The organism is Nocardia sp. NPDC058480, from assembly GCF_042720495.1.
In the GTDB taxonomy this organism is placed as follows: domain Bacteria; phylum Actinomycetota; class Actinomycetes; order Mycobacteriales; family Mycobacteriaceae; genus Nocardia.
In genome coordinates this window covers 33,598-52,600 of sequence record NZ_JBHXMN010000012.1, presented here as the reverse complement: position 1 = coordinate 52,600, position 19,003 = coordinate 33,598, and the positions used below count along the sequence as shown (strand labels likewise).

20 protein-coding genes and 1 pseudogene are annotated in these 19,003 nt (G+C 66.1%); 6 read left to right on the top strand and 15 right to left on the bottom strand.

Annotation, left to right across the window (positions count from 1 at the left end):
* Positions 1–428 precede the first annotated feature (428 nt).
* Together ACFWO8_RS24680 and ACFWO8_RS24675 are read left to right on the top strand one after the other, a co-directional pair.
* Complete coding sequence (locus tag ACFWO8_RS24680; protein ID WP_378963426.1) at positions 429–1,136, top strand: response regulator transcription factor; 708 nt, start codon at positions 429–431, stop codon at positions 1,134–1,136.
* A complete protein-coding gene (locus ACFWO8_RS24675) occupies positions 1,123–2,541 on the top strand; it encodes a sensor histidine kinase (protein ID WP_378963425.1) in 1,419 nt (472 codons plus the stop codon). Before ACFWO8_RS24680 ends, ACFWO8_RS24675 begins: the two co-directional genes overlap by 14 nt.
* Positions 2,542–2,874: 333 nt before the next feature.
* On the opposite strand, the gene ACFWO8_RS24670 is transcribed toward ACFWO8_RS24675, so the two are convergent.
* The 3 genes from ACFWO8_RS24670 to ACFWO8_RS24660 all read right to left on the bottom strand — a co-directional run bounded on the left by ACFWO8_RS24670 (position 2,875) and on the right by ACFWO8_RS24660 (position 4,737).
* Complete coding sequence (locus ACFWO8_RS24670) at positions 2,875–3,540, bottom strand: MspA family porin (RefSeq protein ID WP_378963424.1); 666 nt, start codon at positions 3,538–3,540, stop codon at positions 2,875–2,877.
* A gap of 38 nt (positions 3,541–3,578) precedes the next feature.
* Positions 3,579–4,241 carry an MspA family porin gene (locus tag ACFWO8_RS24665; RefSeq protein WP_378963423.1) on the bottom strand — a complete coding sequence of 221 codons (663 nt, stop codon included), beginning with the start codon at positions 4,239–4,241 and terminating at the stop codon, positions 3,579–3,581.
* 316 nt (positions 4,242–4,557) lie between these two features.
* Entirely contained in the window at positions 4,558–4,737 is a 180-nt protein-coding gene (locus ACFWO8_RS24660) for a hypothetical protein (protein ID WP_378963421.1), read from the bottom strand.
* Positions 4,738–4,907: 170 nt separating this feature from the next.
* Here ACFWO8_RS24660 and ACFWO8_RS24655 point away from each other — a divergent pair, with 170 nt between their 5' ends.
* Entirely contained in the window at positions 4,908–5,408 is a 501-nt protein-coding gene (locus ACFWO8_RS24655; RefSeq protein ID WP_378963420.1) for a GtrA family protein, read from the top strand.
* 20 nt (positions 5,409–5,428) lie between these two features.
* Here the strand turns inward: ACFWO8_RS24655 and ACFWO8_RS24650 are convergent, their stop codons facing one another.
* The gene (locus ACFWO8_RS24650; RefSeq protein ID WP_378963419.1) at positions 5,429–6,244 is read right to left on the bottom strand and encodes an ABC transporter permease; all 816 of its coding nucleotides are present in this window, start codon (positions 6,242–6,244) and stop codon (positions 5,429–5,431) included.
* Entirely contained in the window at positions 6,241–6,873 is a 633-nt protein-coding gene (locus tag ACFWO8_RS24645; protein ID WP_378963418.1) for an ATP-binding cassette domain-containing protein, read from the bottom strand. The genes ACFWO8_RS24650 and ACFWO8_RS24645 overlap by 4 nt, the downstream gene beginning before the upstream one ends.
* Positions 6,874–6,890: 17 nt before the next feature.
* On the opposite strand from ACFWO8_RS24645, the gene ACFWO8_RS24640 reads away from it, so the two are divergent.
* Positions 6,891–7,529 carry a PadR family transcriptional regulator gene (locus ACFWO8_RS24640; protein ID WP_378963415.1) on the top strand — a complete coding sequence of 213 codons (639 nt, stop codon included), beginning with the start codon at positions 6,891–6,893 and terminating at the stop codon, positions 7,527–7,529.
* A gap of 77 nt (positions 7,530–7,606) precedes the next feature.
* Here the strand turns inward: ACFWO8_RS24640 and ACFWO8_RS24635 are convergent, their stop codons facing one another.
* Positions 7,607–8,230 carry a DUF4203 domain-containing protein gene (locus ACFWO8_RS24635; protein ID WP_378963414.1) on the bottom strand — a complete coding sequence of 208 codons (624 nt, stop codon included), beginning with the start codon at positions 8,228–8,230 and terminating at the stop codon, positions 7,607–7,609.
* A gap of 77 nt (positions 8,231–8,307) precedes the next feature.
* Positions 8,308–8,964: a GAP family protein gene (locus ACFWO8_RS24630; RefSeq protein WP_378963413.1), complete on the bottom strand. Its 657-nt coding sequence runs from the start codon at positions 8,962–8,964 to the stop codon at positions 8,308–8,310.
* A gap of 119 nt (positions 8,965–9,083) precedes the next feature.
* On the opposite strand from ACFWO8_RS24630, the gene ACFWO8_RS24625 reads away from it, so the two are divergent.
* Both ACFWO8_RS24625 and ACFWO8_RS24620 read left to right on the top strand, forming a co-directional pair.
* Positions 9,084–9,506, top strand: coding sequence for a DUF6325 family protein (locus tag ACFWO8_RS24625; protein ID WP_378963412.1), 423 nt, complete (start codon positions 9,084–9,086; stop codon positions 9,504–9,506).
* A 13-nt stretch (positions 9,507–9,519) separates the two neighbouring features.
* A complete protein-coding gene (locus ACFWO8_RS24620; protein ID WP_378963411.1) occupies positions 9,520–9,828 on the top strand; it encodes an SHOCT domain-containing protein in 309 nt (102 codons plus the stop codon).
* 56 nt (positions 9,829–9,884) lie between these two features.
* Here the strand turns inward: ACFWO8_RS24620 and ACFWO8_RS24615 are convergent.
* From ACFWO8_RS24615 to ACFWO8_RS24580, 8 genes and pseudogenes are all read right to left on the bottom strand, one after another.
* Positions 9,885–10,850: pseudogene (locus ACFWO8_RS24615) on the bottom strand (DUF389 domain-containing protein).
* A 25-nt stretch (positions 10,851–10,875) separates the two neighbouring features.
* Complete coding sequence (locus tag ACFWO8_RS24610) at positions 10,876–11,535, bottom strand: GAP family protein (protein ID WP_378963410.1); 660 nt, start codon at positions 11,533–11,535, stop codon at positions 10,876–10,878.
* Position 11,536: 1 nt separating this feature from the next.
* Positions 11,537–13,216 carry a SulP family inorganic anion transporter gene (locus ACFWO8_RS24605; RefSeq protein ID WP_378963409.1) on the bottom strand — a complete coding sequence of 560 codons (1,680 nt, stop codon included), beginning with the start codon at positions 13,214–13,216 and terminating at the stop codon, positions 11,537–11,539.
* Positions 13,217–13,336: 120 nt separating this feature from the next.
* On the bottom strand, positions 13,337–15,232 hold the full coding sequence (locus ACFWO8_RS24600) for an alkyl/aryl-sulfatase (protein ID WP_378963408.1): 1,896 nt from the start codon (positions 15,230–15,232) through the stop codon (positions 13,337–13,339).
* 52 nt (positions 15,233–15,284) lie between these two features.
* A complete protein-coding gene (locus ACFWO8_RS24595; RefSeq protein ID WP_378963407.1) occupies positions 15,285–15,659 on the bottom strand; it encodes an SHOCT domain-containing protein in 375 nt (124 codons plus the stop codon).
* A gap of 137 nt (positions 15,660–15,796) precedes the next feature.
* Positions 15,797–16,195: a nuclear transport factor 2 family protein gene (locus ACFWO8_RS24590; RefSeq protein ID WP_378963406.1), complete on the bottom strand. Its 399-nt coding sequence runs from the start codon at positions 16,193–16,195 to the stop codon at positions 15,797–15,799.
* A 142-nt stretch (positions 16,196–16,337) separates the two neighbouring features.
* A complete protein-coding gene (locus ACFWO8_RS24585) occupies positions 16,338–16,913 on the bottom strand; it encodes a TerD family protein (protein ID WP_378920691.1) in 576 nt (191 codons plus the stop codon).
* An 81-nt stretch (positions 16,914–16,994) separates the two neighbouring features.
* Complete coding sequence (locus ACFWO8_RS24580) at positions 16,995–19,001, bottom strand: hypothetical protein (protein ID WP_378963405.1); 2,007 nt, start codon at positions 18,999–19,001, stop codon at positions 16,995–16,997.
* Positions 19,002–19,003: the final 2 nt, after the last annotated feature.

The window sequence follows — 19,003 nt, the reverse complement described above, 5'->3', positions numbered from 1 at the left end:
CGATACCGCGGTCGATCGACGACCGCTGGGCCGCAAATGTGCTGGAACGTGCGTACACGGGGCCACCTCCTACTTCAGGAAGGGCGGCGCCCCGGTGGGCGCCACCGGACACATCTACTGTCCTCCGAAGCGAGGATCCACACAATGCGATGGACGGTCTCAGAACACCGATAATTTCGCCGTATTCAATGGCGCCAAGGTATTGACATCGAGAAAATCAGGAGAAGACTGGATAGATACCGGAACACCGGAAATGAGCCGCACTGCCGACGAAGACGTTTGCCGACGGTTGTGACGTAATTTTCAGGATCTGGCTAAGCCCCCGGCAAGCCAGTCGAATAACCGGAGTTGTCAGCGACGACTGAACTCATGGTTTTCGATGGAGACTACCGGGGACTGTTCTGTGTGGGGCCGATAGGCTCGCCACCATGACCGCGCAGTTGATGATCGTCGAGGACGACACCCGGGTTCGAGCGTCGCTGCGGCTGGCGATGGAAGACGAGGGCTACACGGTCGCCGAGGCGGACTGCGCCGAGAACGCGCTCGATCAGGTCCACAATCTCGGTGCTCCCGACGTGATGCTGGTCGACCTCATGCTCGGCGGAATGGACGGATACACCTATATCCGTGAGGTGCGTCGCGCTCATGACGTGCCGATCATCGTGGTCAGCGCCCGCGACGACACCCATGACGTGGTCGCCGCGCTGGAGGCGGGCGCCGACGATTTCGTCACCAAACCGTTCGAGGTCAAAGAACTCTCCGCACGCATCAGGGCGCTGCGCAGGCGTACCAGGAACACGACCGACCGCGATGTCACCGAGACTGTCCTCGACGCGGCAGCGCACCGCAGGCTGGTGCTCTGTCCGGAGCGCGGCGCGCTACTGCTGGCCGGCGAGGAAGTGCATCTCACGCTCACCGAGTTCCGGCTGCTGTGCGAGCTGGCACAGAACGACAGCCTGGTGCTGAGCAGGCAGGTGCTGCTCGACAAGATCTGGGATCGCGGGTTCTTCGGCGACGAACGCATCGTCGACGTCCACGTGCGCAGGCTGCGTACCAAGATCGAACGGGATCCCGCCGACCCGCGGCTGATCGTCACCGTCCGCGGTCTCGGCTACCGGCTCGATGTCCAATCCTGAACGCGGGCACCGTTTTCCGTCACGGTTCCGAGGCCTGCGCGGCCGCGTCACCGCGACGTTCGTCCTCAGCGCGAGCCTGGTAGCCGTTGTCCTGTCCGGATCGGTGTACGGCATCAGCACCAATTACATGGAGTCGCAGCGGACTCGCACTGTCGAACGGGCGGTGGGGGTACATGCCGAACTGCTGCGCATGCGGCTGACCGGCGCGGACGTCACCGGTGCTCAGGCCATGGACGCGCTCCATCTGCCGAGCGGCACCATCGCGATGTTGCGTCAGGACACCGGATGGTCGCTGGTCGGGGCCGACGTCGAACTTCCGTCGGCGTCGGCACTGCCGATTCCCGACCCGGGCGATGCGGTGGACAGCACCGCCACCCGAGTGCGGATCGGCGCGCAGCCCTATCTTCGGGCAGGCGCTGAGGTCGAGAACGGCACCGTCCTCTACGAGTTCGCACCACTGCTCGAACTCGAGTCCAACCTCCGGATGCTGCGCACGATCCTGCTCGCGTGCTCCGTGCTCGCCGTGGCGATCGCCGCCGCGATCGGCGCCTGGGCAGCACATCGCGCACTGAGCCCGCTGCGTCAGGTCGCCGCGACTGCTTCCCGGATCGCGTTCGGCGAGCACGAACTGCGGCTGCCACGTACCGACGACGAAGAACTGTCGGCCACCGTCGACGCGTTCAACGCGATGGTCGACTCACTGCAGCTGCGCATCGAGCGCGAACGGCGCCTGGTGTCCGATCTCAGCCACGAGCTGCGCACGCCACTGACCACCCTCACCACCACTGCGACGGTGCTGGCCGGGCACCGCGACGAACTGTCCGAGCGTCCGCGCGCCGCGCTGGGACTGCTCGTGGAGGAAACCGCGTACCTGCGCGGACTACTCGATGACATGCTGGCCCTGGCCCGCGTGGAAGCGGGGATCCACCGTTCCGACCAGATCCCACTCGAGCTGGCGGAGCTCCTCACCCATTTGCTCGCCGGTCGTGGCGTGGCGCCGGAGCTGCTCGACATCCGCGACGCCGGGACGATCCGCGGGCGGCGCACGGAACTCGAACGCGCACTGGTCAATCTGCTCATCAACGCCGAACGGCACGGTGGTGGCGTAACCGGTGTCGGCGTCGACCGCGTCGGCGGCGACATCGTGGTGACGGTCGACGACGCGGGCCCCGGCGTGGCTCCCGAGAACCGCGAACGCATTTTCGAACGCTTCGTCACCGCCTCACGTGCCACGGCCGGCACCGGCATCGGTCTCGCGCTCGTCAGCGAAACCGTCCTCGGCCACCACGGCACCCTTCGCTGCACGGAAAGCCCCCATGGCGGCGCCAGATTCGTGCTCACCATCCCCGCCTTGACCGACGGCCTTCACGAGATCGCAAAGAACCGACCGGAGCCCTCGCAATGATTGCCTGCGATTCTCTGTTGGTGCCGCAGCCGAGCACCGCGTGGTGTTCTCGGCCCCCTTGGACCGCCGCCACGCGGGACAACGATGAGGGTCACGTTCTGTGCCAGGGACGACGATCCGCCGGGGCCCGGTCGCGCACAATCCGGTCACCGGGATCGGCGCTGTCATTGCATGGCACCGGTCCGGAGGAGGACCGGTCATCAGGCGGTTTTGCCGTCAGGTGGCCGACGTCCGGTTGTCTGCGAGCGACACCCGATTCCGGTGACCGGATATCCGCCGACGTATCGAGGCCCAGCGCACAACGCGCCGGGCCTCGATACCGGATCGATCAGATCAGCCGATGCTGAACGGCTGACCCCACAGCGTGACGACCGAGGTCACGTTGTCGGTCTCGACCTTCACCTTCACAAAAGCACGCGCCTGGGCGTAGCCACCACAGCCGGACAGACCGATAGTGGTGTCGGCCCAGGTCACCGAGCCGCTCTTGCCCTTGAACTTGTTGTCCTTGCTGTGGTCCTCGTTGCCGTAGTCATCGGCCTTCTCGAGGTCGAGAATGTAGAACGACTCCGCCTGGCCCGGTCCGAGACTCAACTCGGCGCCGGTGTCGGCACCGACACCGGGCTTCTTGCCCGCCCAGTCGCTCTCGCCTTCGACGCCACCTTCGACGCCGCCGCCGTCGATGTTGACCTGGCAGCCGACCACGTAGCCGGGACGGATCTTGCCGCCCTTGGCGTTACCCGACACCTCGACCTGCGCACTGCCCGACACCCACGCGTTGCGGTGCACCGGGGTCGAACCCATCGACGGGTTGATGTTGGCCGACTCCCCGACCAGACGCACGGTGACGGTGGTGCCGTCGGACAGCGTCTTGACGATCTCACCGCCGGGCAGCGGAATGAAGGTGTCGGCGTTGGCAGCACCGGCCGACAGCATTCCGACGGTGACAGCGGCAGCGCCGACGACACCGGCCAGACGCGCCGCATTCTTACGGTCGAACATATGTTTCATCCTCTGATCTGAAGTCTGGTTCGGGCGGGTCAGCCGATGCTGAACGGGGCACCGTAGAGGGTGGTCTTGGAGTAGTGGTCGCCGATGATCTCGACCACGGTGTACGAGCGGGCCTGCGCGTATCCGGCACAGCCCTGCACCTCGATCTCGACGTCCTGGTACTCGATCGAGTAGACGCCGGCCTTCACGATGTCCTTCTTCTCGAGCTGGACGAACTCGACCTCGCCCGGGCCGAGCTCGATGCCCGCCGAGCCGCCGACGCTGAAGCCGGACAGGTCGATGCCACCGGACACACCGGCGGCGATCGCATCGTCGCCGATCGAGACCTGGCAGCCGATGATGTAGCCGGTGTTGAGCTGTGAGGCACCGTGGGTGGAGGAGTTGTTGGTGCCGTCGTTTCCGGACGGACCGTTGTTGGGACCCACCTCGCCCTCGGGCGTGATGGTCACGTCGGCGCTCACGTTGGCCGAGACCCACGCGACCCGGCCCGCGCCATTGGCGGCCATCGACGGCGAAACCACGGCGTGCTCACCGGTGCGCTTCACCGTGACACCGTGGCCGACCCGCTCGCCGTCCGGCAGCGGAACGAAAGCATCGGCACCGGCGGTACCGGCCATGAGCGCACCCAGTGCGAGTACGGCAACGCCGGTGCCGACAGCATTGCGGCCACCACGGATTCGGTTGATATTCATACTTCCCCTCATCAGGTTCGAGCAGTCATCCCACGGCCCCGCGCCAGCGCGTGCCGAGGGCTTGACCGAGCTTCCCCGCGAACCGTGGCGTGCCAACGCCCCTGCGAAAGCCCACTGATGAAAGTCGTGCTACGAGAACCTTTCCGGCTCTTTGCGGTGATACTTCAACGGCCGTAAACAGTTCGCAACAATTCCATCCCGCCCACGCGGCGTCGCAGCAGCGATTCCCCTGGCAGCGTCGATTCGAAGATGGTGGCGATCTCGCAGCACTGAGCCTCGCCCCACCGAGCTCGGGGCGCACATCGCGTTCGCAGCGTCAGTGTGAGTAGTCCCGGAACGTCATGACGCCGCCGACCAGGACAACCATCACCGTGAGGATGTAAACGGTGACGCGGACCCAAGTCGGCCCGTAGTAACTGACCGCCATCGACGCGCCGAGCGCTACAAGAATCAGCACCACGCCGTAGAAGGGTGTGCGTTGCTCCCTGTCAACCATCACTCCAGTGTCCACCCACTGCGCTGCGGGTGCCATGCCGATTACGACGGCCGATGCTCGGCGCGGAGGTGCGCGGCGGCCTCGACACTTGTTTATACGTATACATCTACGTATAGTCACAGGGGTTGGCCGGCATCCCGCCGAATCCCGCACGCTTGATCGGAACGAACATGACCGCCCCGCAGATCACCCACCCGGGAATGCTCCCCACCAGCGTCTACACCGCGTTGGCCGGTCCTGCGACGCGCGTCGATCTCGTCCGCGTGCGGCGATACCTGCGCAGCGATCACACGTTCGCCCAGCTGATCCGGTTCGCCCTGGTCGGCGGCGCCAGCAATATCGCCTATGTGCTGCTGTTCATGGCCATGCACGGCAGCGGCCCACTGCTCGCCAATGTCGCCGGATCGATGGTGAGCACGGTGATCGCGAACGAATTGCACCGGCAGCTCACCTTCCGGGCCGGGAGCAGGGTCGGCGGGTTCACCGCGCAGTGGGAGGGCGGCGGGCTGGCGCTGCTCGGCCTCGGGATCAGCACGGCGGCGCTGGCCGGATTGGATTTCCTGGCACCGGACCTCGACGAAGCCGCGCAGGCAGGCGCCGTGATCGCCGTCATGGCCGTGGTCGGCGGACTGCGTTTCCTGGTCCTGCGCAGTTTCGTCTTCGGAAAATAGGACCGAAATGCTGCGCTGAGCTAGCGGCTCAGGTCTCTGAACCGCCGCACCGCCAGCGGGAAGAACACCGCGATCAAGGCCAACGGCCAAGCCACCGCCAGCATTTCGGCGTGTTCAGCGGCCCAGGAGTCACCGACCGCACCCGGATTGCCGAACAGGCCACGCACCGCGGTGGCCGTTGCCGACATGGGGTTCCACTCGACGACCGCACCCAGCCACGACGGCATCGCTTCGGGTGCGGTGATGGCATTGGAGAGGAAGCTGACCGGCCAGACCAGGATCTGGACCGCCTGCACCAGTTCGGGCTTGCCCGCGACCATCGCCAGGTAGATGCCGATCCACAGCATCGCGAACCGGAACAGCAACAGCAGTCCCACCGCCGCCAGGAACGCGGCGGCTCCGTCGTGCCAGCGCCAGCCGATCGCGTAACCGACCGCGATCATCACGGCCAGCCCGACCACCGACTGCAGCATGTCGGCGATGCTGCGTCCCACCAGGACCGCGGCCGAGTTCATCGGCATCGAGCGGAATCGGTCGATGACTCCCTTGCCGAGGTCCTGCGTGACCGAGAGCATTGTCGACTCGAGTCCGAAAGCCATTGTCATGGTGAGCATTCCAGGAACCAGGTAGTCCTTGAATTCCCCGTCGATGCCGCGCCCGCCGCCGATCAGGTAGGTGAACATCACCCGCAGCATCACCGGGAAGACCAGCCCGACGACCACTTGCACGGGCTGGCGGACCCAGTGCGCCAACTCGCGTCGGGTCATCGTCCAGGAGTCGGTGAGCGCCGTGCTCAGTGTCGAACCGGGGTGGTTCGTCGAATAAATCGCGCTCATGCCGCGTTCTCCTTGGTCAGGTGCAGGAAGACTTCGTCGAGTGTCGGCCGCCGGATCGCGATGTCCTCGGCTTCGATGCCGTTGGTCTCCAGCGCCCGGACGGTCTCGGTCAGTGCCACCATCCGGTCGCCGACCGCGGCACTGACCATCCGCCGGTCCTCGTCCACCACCGCCTCGCCGGGGATGAGCGCGGCCGCGAGTGCCAGTTGGGTGACGTCGTGCAGGACCACGTCGATGCGGTCGCCGCCGGTCTTGGATTTCAGCTGGTCGGCAGTGCCTTCCGCGATGACCTTTCCGTGGTCGATCACCGAGATCTGGTCGGCCAGCTGATCGGCCTCCTCCAGGTATTGCGTGGTCAGCAGCACGGTGGTGCCGCCGTCGACCAGCGAACGCACCGAACTCCACACCTCGGCGCGGCCGCGGGGGTCGAGCCCGGTCGTCGGTTCGTCCAGAAACAGCACCTGCGGTTCGGAGATAAGCGACGCCGCGAGGTCGAGCCGCCGCCGCATACCGCCGCTGTACTGCTTGACCGCCTTCTTTCCGGTGTCCGCGAGCCCGAATCGCGCAAGGAGTTCATCGGCTCTGACGCCCGCGCGGCGCGCCCCGAGGTGGTAGAGGCGCCCGAACACTCGGAAGGGAGATGTCCATGTCAGCGATCCGGCTGCTGGTCCTCGGCGCGGTCCGTCAGCACGGACGGGCGCACGGCTATCAGGTGCGCAACGACCTGGAATTCTGGGGCGCCCACGAATGGTCCAACGCCAAGCCGGGCTCGATCTACCACGCACTCAAGCAGATGGCCAAGCAAGGATTCCTCGTCGCACACGAGGTCGCACCGAGCACCGTCGGCGGTCCGCCTCGCGTCGAGTACGAGATGACCGACAAGGGCACCGAGGAGTACTTCACGCTGCTCCGCGAGGCTCTGACCTCGTACGACCAGAAGATGGACATGCCCTCGGCCGGCATCGGGTTCATCGTCGACCTCCCCCGCGAGGAGGCCGTCGCACTCCTGAGGCAACGGATCACCGGCCTCGAGCAGTGGCGTGGCTCGGTCACCGAGTACTACACACCGGAGCAGGGGCCGGGCCAGCTCGGACACATCGGCGAGATCATGAACATGTGGCTACACTCCGCCGACAGCGAAGCGGCCTGGACCCACAGCCTCATCGAGCGCATCGAAGGCGGCGCCTATACCTTCGCCGACGAGGGCGAACCCTTCGTGGGCGTCCTCGCCCAGGACCAGCCGAACCCGTTCACGACCGGATCGCACCCCGACGACCTCCGCTGACGCGAGCCCCCGGCTCCACGACTCGCCGAAAGGTCATCCGGCCCCACGTGACCGACCCATCGCACCCGTGCGGTCAGCTAGCCCGTTGGCCAGCCGCCGTTGCGGTTTCTCATGTCCGGCTCGTCGTCGTCGCCGACCAGGTGCTCGATGCCGAGCTTCTCGGCGAACAGGTGACGCTGGGTGATCCAGCCGAGTATCGACAGGCCTGCCCAGGCCAGGGTGGCGGTGATCTGCTGCCAGCCGGGTTCGGGGTCGCGCAGGAACGACAGCGAGTCGCTGAACCGCGCGATACCGCTGCAGACCATGCTCGCGCCGCCGATCGAGGTCAACCACAGCAGCGCGCGAGCCCGGAACTTCTGCGCCAGGAACGCGCCCGCCACACACATCGCGAGCACGACGATCATGCTCAGGGCGAAGTTCTTGTCGCCGGGCTGCAAGACCGTCGCCAGCTTGGTGCCGATCATCGCGCCGGTGAGCCCGCCGATGAAATAGGCCGCGAAGCGGAATATCAGTGAGGTGACGGCCCAGACCGCGACCGCGCCGATCAGCGCGACCAGCAACAGCCACCAGAAGTTCGCGTTGAACAGGTCGGCGATCAGCCAGCCGAGACCGAACCCGATCGCGAGCAAGCCCAGGTTGACCGAGCGAATCCCGTAGAAGCACAACAGCGCTCCGACGAGGGCGACCAGAATACCGTTCATCCGCGTTCCTTTCGGCAGGTGAGTAGCCGTGCAGTGACTCGAAGCACCGGTATCGACAGCACCACGTTCCCTCCTTGCTACAGCCCGCCGATGCCCTTGCCGACGACCACCGAGCCCATGATCAGCAGCACGATCGCCATCACCGCATGATTGTTGAGCTGCAACCACTCCCGCAGACTGTCGAGCATCGGACCGAGTTTGTCGGCCGCGAGCATGTACCCGATGACCACCGCCAAGACGGTGACCGAGGCGAGCGCAGTGAACACCACGATCGCGACCAGGTCACCCCCCGCGCCCAGACCGCCGGCCCCGATCACGACACCCGCCGACACACACAGCAGCAGATTCTTCGGATTGACACCCGACAGCAGCGCTCCCAGACCCAGCGCCTTCACCGGCGTGAGCGTGTCGATCGCCTTCATCCAGCCGGGCACCTCGGTCTGCGACCGTTCCTGCCACTGGATCACCGCCAAGACCACGAGCGCGACGCCGAGAATGATCTTCACGACCGAGGCGCCCGTCGACGGTTCGCGGTCCGTGCCGCCCAGCATCCCGGCGAGCAAGGTCATCACGCCGGTCACGATGAGGATTCCGGCCACCCAACCCACCGCGAAGCCCTTCGCGGCACCGCCGGCGTTCTTCGACAGGATCATCAGAATGGCCGCGATGATCGGTATCGGCGAGACTGCGACACCCACCGCCAACGGCAGGAGACTTCCGATGACTGAGCCCATGCCACGACGCTAAGCGGGCCGCTCCCGGCGCGCCTCACACTTTCCGGGTGAACTGCGCGCACCGTTTCATCCGAATCGGGTGAAGCAGCCAGGCACGCGCCGACGGCATGATTCGGCACATGGGATCACCATCAACGCTCGGACCGGTCGAATTCCTTGTACTCGCCTTTCCCGGCACCGACATCGACAAATCCGTCTCTGGGGCATTGGCCGATGTCGTCGCGAAGGGGACGGTCACGTTGCTCGATCTGATCGTGCTGTCCATGGACGAGGCGGGCACCATCACCGAACGCGAGATCGACGACGACATCTCCGCGGTGGGCCTGACGGGCCTGACGGCGGCCGACATCGACCTCGTCAGCGACGACGACCTCGACGTCGTCCGCGCGTCGATGGAACCGGGAACGACCGCTGTCGTCATCGTTTTCGAGGAAACGTGGGCCACCCGCCTCGCCGCCGCGGTGCGTGCGGCCGACGGCGAGGTCGCGCTCCACGTGCAGGTACCGCGCGATGCCGTCGACGCCGCGCTCGCCCTCGCCTAGGAAGGAAACCGACATGCCACTCCGGATGGGTCGCGTCGGGCGACCAGGACTGCTCGGAGCCGTGGCCAGGACGGCCGTTGTCGCGGGCACCGCCACCGCGACCTCGAACGCGGTGAACCGCCGAGGAGCGCGGCGCGCCGCCGAACAGCAGGCCTACGCCCAGCAACAGGCACCGCCGCCACCACAGGCTCCCCCACCGCCCGCTGCCCCGAGCATCGGCCAGGACACCGTCGCCCAGCTCGGACAATTGGCCGAGCTGCATTCGTCCGGGGCGCTATCGGACGCCGAATTCGCCGCCGCGAAAGCCAAACTGCTCAGCTGAGCGCCCCGCCGACGATGCCCCCACCGACCGGCGGGGGCATCGCTGTGTGCGATCAGCTACTGCACCCGACCACCGACCGTGTGGATGATGACAACCTTCGGATCCCACGGAACCAGATCGTTCACCTTCTGCTGCAACTCCGCGCGTGGTGGCAACTGCTGAGGACCGAGCACCGAGACCGTTGCGATGTCGCCCTGCAGGTTGACGTCGATGACCTGCGCATCCGGCGCGTCGCGCAGCCAGTCGCGGGCCGCGTCGGCGATCTGACCGGCCCACAATGTGGACAGCGAATTGAGCACCATCGGGATCGCCACCAGCACAAGGGCAGCGCCGAGCACCAGGTATGCCCTTGCGCGCCGTACCGTCGCAGGATCGGCATCGCCCGCGTATCCGGCGACGAGCAGCACGATCGTCGAGGTGATGATCATCGCGACGACGTTCGACGCGAACAGCACGAACGCGCCACCGGCGAGTGCGGGCGCGTGCGAACCCAGGCACACGCCGACCACCCCGAGGGGCGGGACCAGCGAAATCGCGATCGCCACACCGGGCAGCACATCGCCCACGTCACGCCGAGTGATCGCGATCGCCGCGACCAGGCCGGTCGCGATCGCGGCGGTCAGATCCATCAGCTTCGGTGAGGTCCGACCGACCACCTGCGCGTTGGACAGAACATTGACGGGGTTGGGCAGCAACTGCGCGAAGAGGAAACCGAGCGCGATCACCACGACGATCCCCGAAACGACCAGCTACAGGCTCCGGCCGAGCAACGGCGCACGACCGGTCACCACACCCAACGCGACACCGAGGATCGGTATCGACAGCGGCGCGACGATCATCGCGCCGATCACTGTCGCGGTGGAATCGCCGATGACACCCGAGATCGCGATCACTGCCGACATCACCAGCATGATCCAGAACGCCGACCGCTTCGACGCGACCTGGCCCACCGACAGATCCAGCTTGTCGGTTAACTCATCCAGCGATCTGCGTTGGTCCTGCGGGACCAGAAAGCTCAGCATGGCGGTCCTTTCCGAGGAGTTCACTTCAGCCAGCGAGGCTGACGACGCCGCGAAGGGTGAACAAGGCACCGAATCCGAGGAGTACCGACAGCGTCAACAGCCGACTGTTGCGCAACATCCACGCCTGCGCAGCTGCCAAACCCTGGTCGGCCCGTTCACCCACCGCGAGATATATCCCGATCGGAATCAGGAAGTCGGCGACCGCCGCGACCAGCAGGATCACGGTTGCCAACAGAGCCGCGGCCAAGCCGACCGCGGAGCTGGCGATCACGCTCATCCCCGACAGCATGATGAACAGATTCGGGTTCAACACCCCGAGCACGAGTCCCATCGCGAAGGCTTTTCGCGGGCCGGCATCGGCCAGTTCGGCGAGAACGCGCGGTTGTTCGTCGGTCTGTGGACGCGGCCGCACCAGCATGAAGGCGCCCAGCCCCAAGAAGATCAGACCGACCACGAGTCCGGCGGCATGAGAGGTGTGGGCCGTCGTCGCCGCCGGGTCCGGCGCACCGCCGAGGCACGCCGCGAGCGCGATAATCGCGTAGACGACCAGGAACCCGAGCCCGAACATCGACGCGTTGCGCACCGGGTCGCGCGAACGAAGCAACAGGACACAGCCGATCACCGCGCCCGGCGTCACCATCAATCCGATGATCTCCGGCAACAGCAGTACCAGCAATCCACCCATCTCACGGCCTCCGCTCTCGGTGGATCCGAACCTCGGCATCGGCGTAGGCAGCCAGTGTCGACTCGCCGAGAGTGCTTGTTGCCGGGAAGAATTCGATGTGCAGGCCTTGCCCGTGCAGCAGGTCGTCGGTCCAGACGTCGCGAATCCGTGGGTCGACACCGCTGAGGTAGAGGCGACCGCCGAGCGTGTCCAACTGCCGGGCGTAGTCGCCGATCACGTGTAGGAAGGTCGCGCTCACGCTCGTCCGCCCACGCAGTCGCAGGATGACGATCGGGTCGTGCGCGCCGTCAGGGTCCGGCAGCTTGGCTTGCAGCGTGCGCGCACCCGCGTAGAACAGGCTGCCGTAGACATCCAGGATGACGATTTCGTTGTCCGACATCGTGGGCGGTGCCTTCGCCTCGACGAGATTGTCACCCTCGGCCCGCAACCGCACCACCTTCAAGTCAATGGCTTCCTGATTCAACTGCAGCAGCAGCGACAGACCGACACCGACACCGACCGCCGCCGTCACCGGCAACAGCAGGGTGGCGACGAAGGTCACCACCAGCGCGGTCCGTGAGATCGTGCCGCTGCTCCAGATAGCGACTAGGCCGTCCGGATTGACCGAGCGCGCGGCGGCGACCATCAGAATCGCTGCCAGCGTGGGCAGCGGTACCCGGCCGACCACCCCGGCCAGCCCGACCAGGATCACCAGAATCCAGAGCCCCGACCACATCCCGCCCCAGCGGCTACGCGCACCGGAGGAGACGTTGATCGCGGTCTGCCCCACCGAACCGCCTACCGGCATCCCACGAAATAACCCGGCGAAGATATTGCCGATACCCTGCGCGGTGAAATCGCGATCGACCGAGGACCGCGAGCCGCGCGGGTTGGGCGCCGACTCGGCCACCCCCGTGCCCTGAACCAGCACGATGACGGTCACCGCCAATGCCCCCATGATCAGCGACGGCGACAGCACGCCGAACTCCGGCAGGTGCGGCAGCGGAACCCCGGTCGGGATCTCGCCCGTGTCAGCGACCGTCCCCACCTTGTCCCAGCCGAAGACGAGCACAACGAGCATCGGCACGATCAAGGCGAACAGCGAGGCGACAGTGCGCAACCTCGTGTGCGCGAGCGCGATGAGCAAGATTGTCGCGAGCAGCCCGACAACCGCTGCACGCCAATCGAAGTCGAACGGATGCAGCACCACGTGGAGTGCTTTCGTCGCCGCGATCGACCCCCGCACCGGTGCGCCGAGCAGACTCGGCAGCTGACCGAACAGAATATTGGCCGAGATGCCGAGCAGGAACCCGGTCATCACCGAATGCGAGACGAACCTGGTGTACTTGCCCAGCCGCAGGATCGCGGCGACGATCATCATCGCGCCTGCCACCAACGTCAACATGACGATGGCGCCCGACCGCTGATCAGGTTCGACATCGGTCAAGGTCGAACCCACCGCCAACGCGGAAGCGCTCGTCGTGGTGACCACCATCAGCTGCGTACTCGTGCCGAACCCACCGAAGAACCGACCGGCCATGCTCGCGTACAGCCCGTGGACCGGACTCACGCCCGCGAGCACACCCGCCGCCATCCCGTCCGGGACTCCGCCGATCGCGCCCGGAATCCCGGCGACGACATCAGCTTTCGACACGCGCTCCGCCGCGAACCAGCGCCGCACCCGATGCACGACCTCAGCCACCGAACCGCCGCTTCACCGTCGGTATCGCGCCCATCGCATCTCCTTCGACGGCGACCGGTATCGACCCTCGATCGTCGCCGATCGCGCCGCACACCCCTGCGCTATCGGCTGGGAGCTGGATCAGGGCGTCACGATCGCGAAATCTGGGTCGGGGGCGTCCAGGTAGCCGACCAGCTCGGTCAGCGCGGCGGGGTCACCCTCGACCGTCACACGGCCGTCGCCGATCATCTGGCCCAGATCCGCGCCGCCGAGCAGCGCCGCGTGCAGATCCGCTTCGGTGAGCGTGAACGTCGCGTCGGCGGGCGCGAGGTCGCCCTCGACATCGAAATGCACGAGTACCCCGTTGCGGAGCAGGGCGCGGTGCACGGTTCCGGTGTCCTTGATCTTCCAGTCGAGGACGATCCTCGCCGACCAGGCCCGCGGACCGTCGACCCGCAACGCGATCGCGTCGAAGACCTGCTCCACGGAGAGCGCGGCCGCGATGTCGTCCGAGGAGCTGGCCAGCGGCGTACCGACCGCGCCGTTGCGCAATTCGTACGCACCCATCAGGAAGAAGTTGCGCCAGGTGCCGTTCTCGGAGCCGTAGCCCAGCTGTTCGAGCGTGTCGGCCTGCAGCGCCTTCGCCTCGGCATTGCCGGGGTCGGCGAAGATCACGTAGTTCAGCACCTGTGCGACCCAGCGGAAATCGCCGTCGGCGTAGGACTTACGCGCCTTGGCGATGGCCTCGTCGGCACCGCCCATGAACTCCAGGTGGCGGCGCGCGGACTCGACCGGAGTGTGCTGCCACAGGTTGGCCGGATTGCCGTCGAACCAGCCCATGTACCGCTGGTAGATCGCCTTGACGTTGTGGCTGACCGAGCCGTAGTAACCGTGGGTGGACCACGAGTTCTCCAGGGCCGGTGGCAGCTGGATGTCCTCGGCGATCTCGAGACCGGTGGCGCCCTTGTTGAGTGCTCGCAGCGTCTGGTCGTGCAGGTAGCCGTAGAGATCGCGCTGGATCGAGAGGTACTCGGTGAGCCGCTCGGTGTCCCAGGTCGGCCAGTGGTGCGAGGCGAACACCACGTCGGAGCGGCTCGCGTAGCGGTTGATCGCCTCGGTGAGATATTTCGACCAGACGTGCGGGTCGCGTACCAGCGCGCCACGCAACGTCAACAGGTTGTGCAGGGTGTGGGTGGCGTTCTCGGCCATGCACAGCGCTCGTCGGTCGGGGAAGTAGAAGTTCATCTCCGAGGGCGCCTCGGTACCCGGCGTCATCTGGAACTCGATGGCGACTCCGTCGACGGTCACGGTCTGGCCGGTGTGGTCGATGGAGATCGTCGGCGTGATGAGGGTCGGCTGTCCGGTCGAGGTCGTCGGCCCGAGGCCGGCGCCGACCGAACCCAGCGGCCCCGGCGGCAGTGCCGCGCCGTACATGTAGGCGGCCCGGCGAGCCATCGCGGTACCCGCGTACACGTTCTCTTCCACCGCGTGCTCGGCGAACCCCACCGGCGCGATGATCGGGCACCGCCCCGCGTCGACATCGTCTTGCGTGGTGACGCCTTTGACGCCACCGAAGTGGTCGATGTGGGAATGGGTGTAGATCACGCCGGTCACCGGGCGGTCACCGCGATGCTCGCGATACAGCGCGAGTCCCGCGGCGGCCGTCTCGACCGAGATCAGCGGATCGATCACGATCACGCCGGTATCGCCCTCGACCAGTGTCATGTTCGACAGGTCGAGTCCACGGATCTGATAGATGCCGTCGGTGACCTGGTACAAGCCCTGCATCGCACACAGTTTCGACTGCCGCCACAGACTCGGGTGCACGGTGGGCGGGCACTCGCCGTCGAGGAACGCGAACGCGTCGCTGCTCCACACCACCTCACCCTCGGCGTTCTTCACCACCCCCGGTGTCAGCGCCGCGACGAACCCACGCTCGGCATCGGCGAAATCCTGCGTGTCGCCGAACGGCAGCGTGTGCGACGACGTCTCGTTGTTGGCTTCGATACTGGCCGAGGCGGCCTGCTGACTGGTCATCAGATCCCACTTCCCATCTGTGCGCGCTGGATTGCGTTGATGTTCGCGGATGTCAGGCGAGAGCCTTGGCCTTGAGCTGCTGGAATTCCGCCTCGGTGATGGCTCCGGCGTCGAGCAGCTTCTTTCCGTCGGCGATCTGGGCGGCGGAATTGGTACCAGCGGCCTGTCGGATGTAATCGTCGGTCTCCGTGCGTGCCTGCTTGTGCGCCTCGGCGGTCCGTTCCGCCATTCCACCGCCGCGGACGATCAGATACACCAGTCCGGTGAGCAGCGGGAACAGGAACAAACACACCACCCACACCGCTTTCACCCAGCCCGAGGTGCTCCGATCACGGAAAAGATCGGTGAGGAGGTAGAACATCAACATCAGGTAGGCGGCAAAGCAGAAGCTCACAATGATGACCCAGAGAACGTCCCACACCGACATGATTCGACCCTCGCTTCCGTGATGCGTGAGCACCGGCCGGTGTCACGATTGCACCTATGACGCCATCGTGGCGAAGAATCCGGCCTCACACATCATCCGAATCGGGTGAATCCGGCCCAACCGCCCGATCACGCGCGCTACTTCTTCGTGGTCGTGATCTGGGTCAGCAGGCAGCGCCATCGGCCGTCGGTGCGGAGGAAGGCGTCGGTGGTCCATTCATCGGCATCGAACCGAACACCCTGGTAGTGGGCGGTGTTGGTGATCCGGGTCGTCAGCAGCGCGAGCTCGCCGTGGTAGCGGATTCTGGGTTCACCGACGCGCGTCATCGCCGAGTGGGTGAGGTCGCCCGACCGGACGAATGCCAGGAACTGCTCGGCCGTGGTTATGCCGTTCTCGGAGACCATGATCCATTCGTCGGCCATGTATGAACCGATCCGGTCCGCGTCATCGGCGACAATCGCCACCTGCCACTCGTCGAGCACGGCGAGGAGGTGGTCATCGACTGATCGGTCTGGAGAGCGCCTTGATGTTGTCATGATCCAACGCTAGGACCGGCATTGCGCCCGGTCTTGGACGAATGGAACGACAGTCCGGCGTGGTGGAGCGTGCGTGCTGGTCAGCTGCGTGATCGCCCGGGTATTCGAGCACGTCCGCAGCTGACCGGCACTGTTCGGTGAATCAGAGGTTGACGCCGAAATCGCGGGCGATGCCCTCCAGGCCCGAGGCGTAGCCCTGGCCGGTGGCGCGGAACTTCCACTCGGCGCCGTTGCGGTACAGCTCGCCGAAGACCATGGCGGTTTCGGTGGACGCGTCCTCGGAGAGGTCGTAGCGAGCCAGTTCCTCACCGTTGCTGCGGTCGAGCACGCGGATGTAGGCATTGCGCACCTGGCCGAAGGACTGGCTGCGGTTCGCCGCGTCGTAGATCGAGACCGGGAACACGATGGAGTCGATCGTGGCCGGGGTGTTGGCCAGGTCGACATTGATCGTCTCGTCGTCACCGTCGCCGGCACCGGTGGTGTTGTCGCCCGCGTGCTCGATCGCGCCCTCGGGCGACTTCAGGTTGTTGAAGAAGACGAAGTGCCCGCTTGACACCACCTTCTTGTCGGCGCCGAGGCCGATGGCGCTGGCATCGAGGTCGAAGTCCGTGCCGGTGGTGGTCCGCAGATCCCAGCCGAGACCGACCGCGACGGCGGTGAGGTTCGGCGCTGCCTTGGTCAGTGAGACATTGCCGCCCTTGGACAAGCTGACACCCATATCGAAACTCCCCTTGATCATCGCGGCACGAAGCGCACCGACGCCCACACCCTAGCGCTGAACTCTGAACGTTTGCTGTGATCAATCCCCTTCGGCTGCACCCGATTCCACAGGCAACCGGTCGGCACCCCAACTGCGGTGCAGGTAGCCGATCACCCGGTCGAGTTCCGCGCGCTCGACGGCGGCCAGCTCGCCCGGCTCGAGTGGGTCGAAATGGAAAATGTAGAGGCGCGAGGCGAATTGCTCGAAGGGCAGCGACGCCTCACCGAAACGCTCACCGTGCCCGGCTGTTCCGACGACGACCCCGTCGCCCCAGTCCTGGCCGCTGTCGTTGTTCGGGTTGTAGAAATACACCCGCATCACGTCCTGCGGGTCGAGACTGACCCGGAGCACGGTGATCGCATGCCAACCGACGAAGCGGGCCGCACTGTCGGTGACGGCGATACCGGCGGGCTGCGGATGGATCACCGGCTGGTTGCCGTTGTAGAACGGGTGGTAGCCGGCGTAGAAGTGGCGCAGGAACTCGTCGAGGTCGGTGAGGTGCCCGGTGGCCACGTCGACATTGATCCGGAACCCGCGGCCGGACCACCAGCCGTGGAACTCCGGGTTGATCCAGCGGTGCGGATCGCCGTCGCGGCCGACGCAACGCCGTCCCATCTCGGCGTAGATCCGGTCGAGGTGCGGAACCACCAGCAGTGACACCGGGTCCAGATCGAGTTGCAGCGCAGTCGATTCCGCGTCGGCGGTCTCGCGCGAGGAGATCGGTTGCCCCTCGAAGTGCATCACGATCTCGTCGTCGCGCGCGGCCCACACCAGTGTCTGCAGCAGATAGTCGGGATCGTTGTAAGCCCACATCGACAGTGCCCGCGCCGATTGGCAGGTGGGGTTGTCGCCCTGCCCGATCCCCAGCGGCAGGCCGAGAACCGACAGCATCCCCGACAGCAACCACGCCCGCGGATCCGGCGTCGGCCCGAACACCCGGGTCAGCCTGCGGCGCGAGTGCGGTGAAAGCCGTAGTGCCAGTTGGCGCCACAGCGCGGGCGCGACCGGCGGCTGATAGAGGATGCCGCGTTCGAGCAGCAAGGTGAGTCCGTACACGCACTGCGCCGTTTCGACGTGGACAGCCTGCTCGATGAGGCTGTGCACGAGTTCGTGATAGCAGAGCAGACTGTCGCGGCCGGTGCTGGACAAGCCCATCGCCTCACCGAGCAAGTACTCACCCTTGGTGAGCAGAAAGCGAAGCAGCACAGCGTGATACGGCGACACCAACCCGGTGTCGTGCATGGACCGCGCGAATCCCGTTGCCTCGTACTGCAACGCACTGTCGTCCATCGATTCCAGCCGCGTGCGGTAGATCTCGACCCCGGGGTCTTCCCTGCACCCCTCGGTGGTTCCGTAGAGGCTGCTGATCAGCCGGTCGGCACCGAGACCGCTGGCACCGAGATCCACCTCGGGATTCGCCCGCGCGACTGCGATCTGGGTGATCATCCGCTTGACCCCGTCGACCTGAATGGGCCGCTGCCGCAGGATGCGCCAGATCTCGTCGACCAGGTTCTCGAGCACCTTCTCGTACCCGACCTCGGCGACGAGGTAGTGCAGCAGTTCACGCGAGACCTGCGCCATCCGCCCCTGCTGCTCCCGCTCGGCCTCGGTGGGCGGGGAGAACAGCAGCGACAGATTCACCGCGAGTACCTGCGACAGATGATCCCCAGCCTGTTCGGCCGAGATCAGCGCGTGCTGATAATCGCCCTTGGCGACCGCGAGCAGGCGCAGATCACTCACCGCCTCCAGCACCATGGTGTCGGCATTGGCGCTGCGCAACGAGCCGGTGCTCAGCGCCGGGATGAGGATCTGCGGTTGCGCCCAATCCGTACCGAGGAACAGCCCCGCGGCCTCCAGCTTCTCGGCGCGTTCCCGCACCGCGGCACAACCGCCGGGCAGCAACAGTACCCGCCGCAGGGAATCCATGACCCTGGGCAGTTTGACCAACTTGCCGAAATCGCCTGTGTCCGCGAGGGACTGTGTGGCGTGGTCCACCGTGGCGAGGCGCCGGTCCAAGCTCGCCGGGTCGTGGCCGTCCGGACTCAATC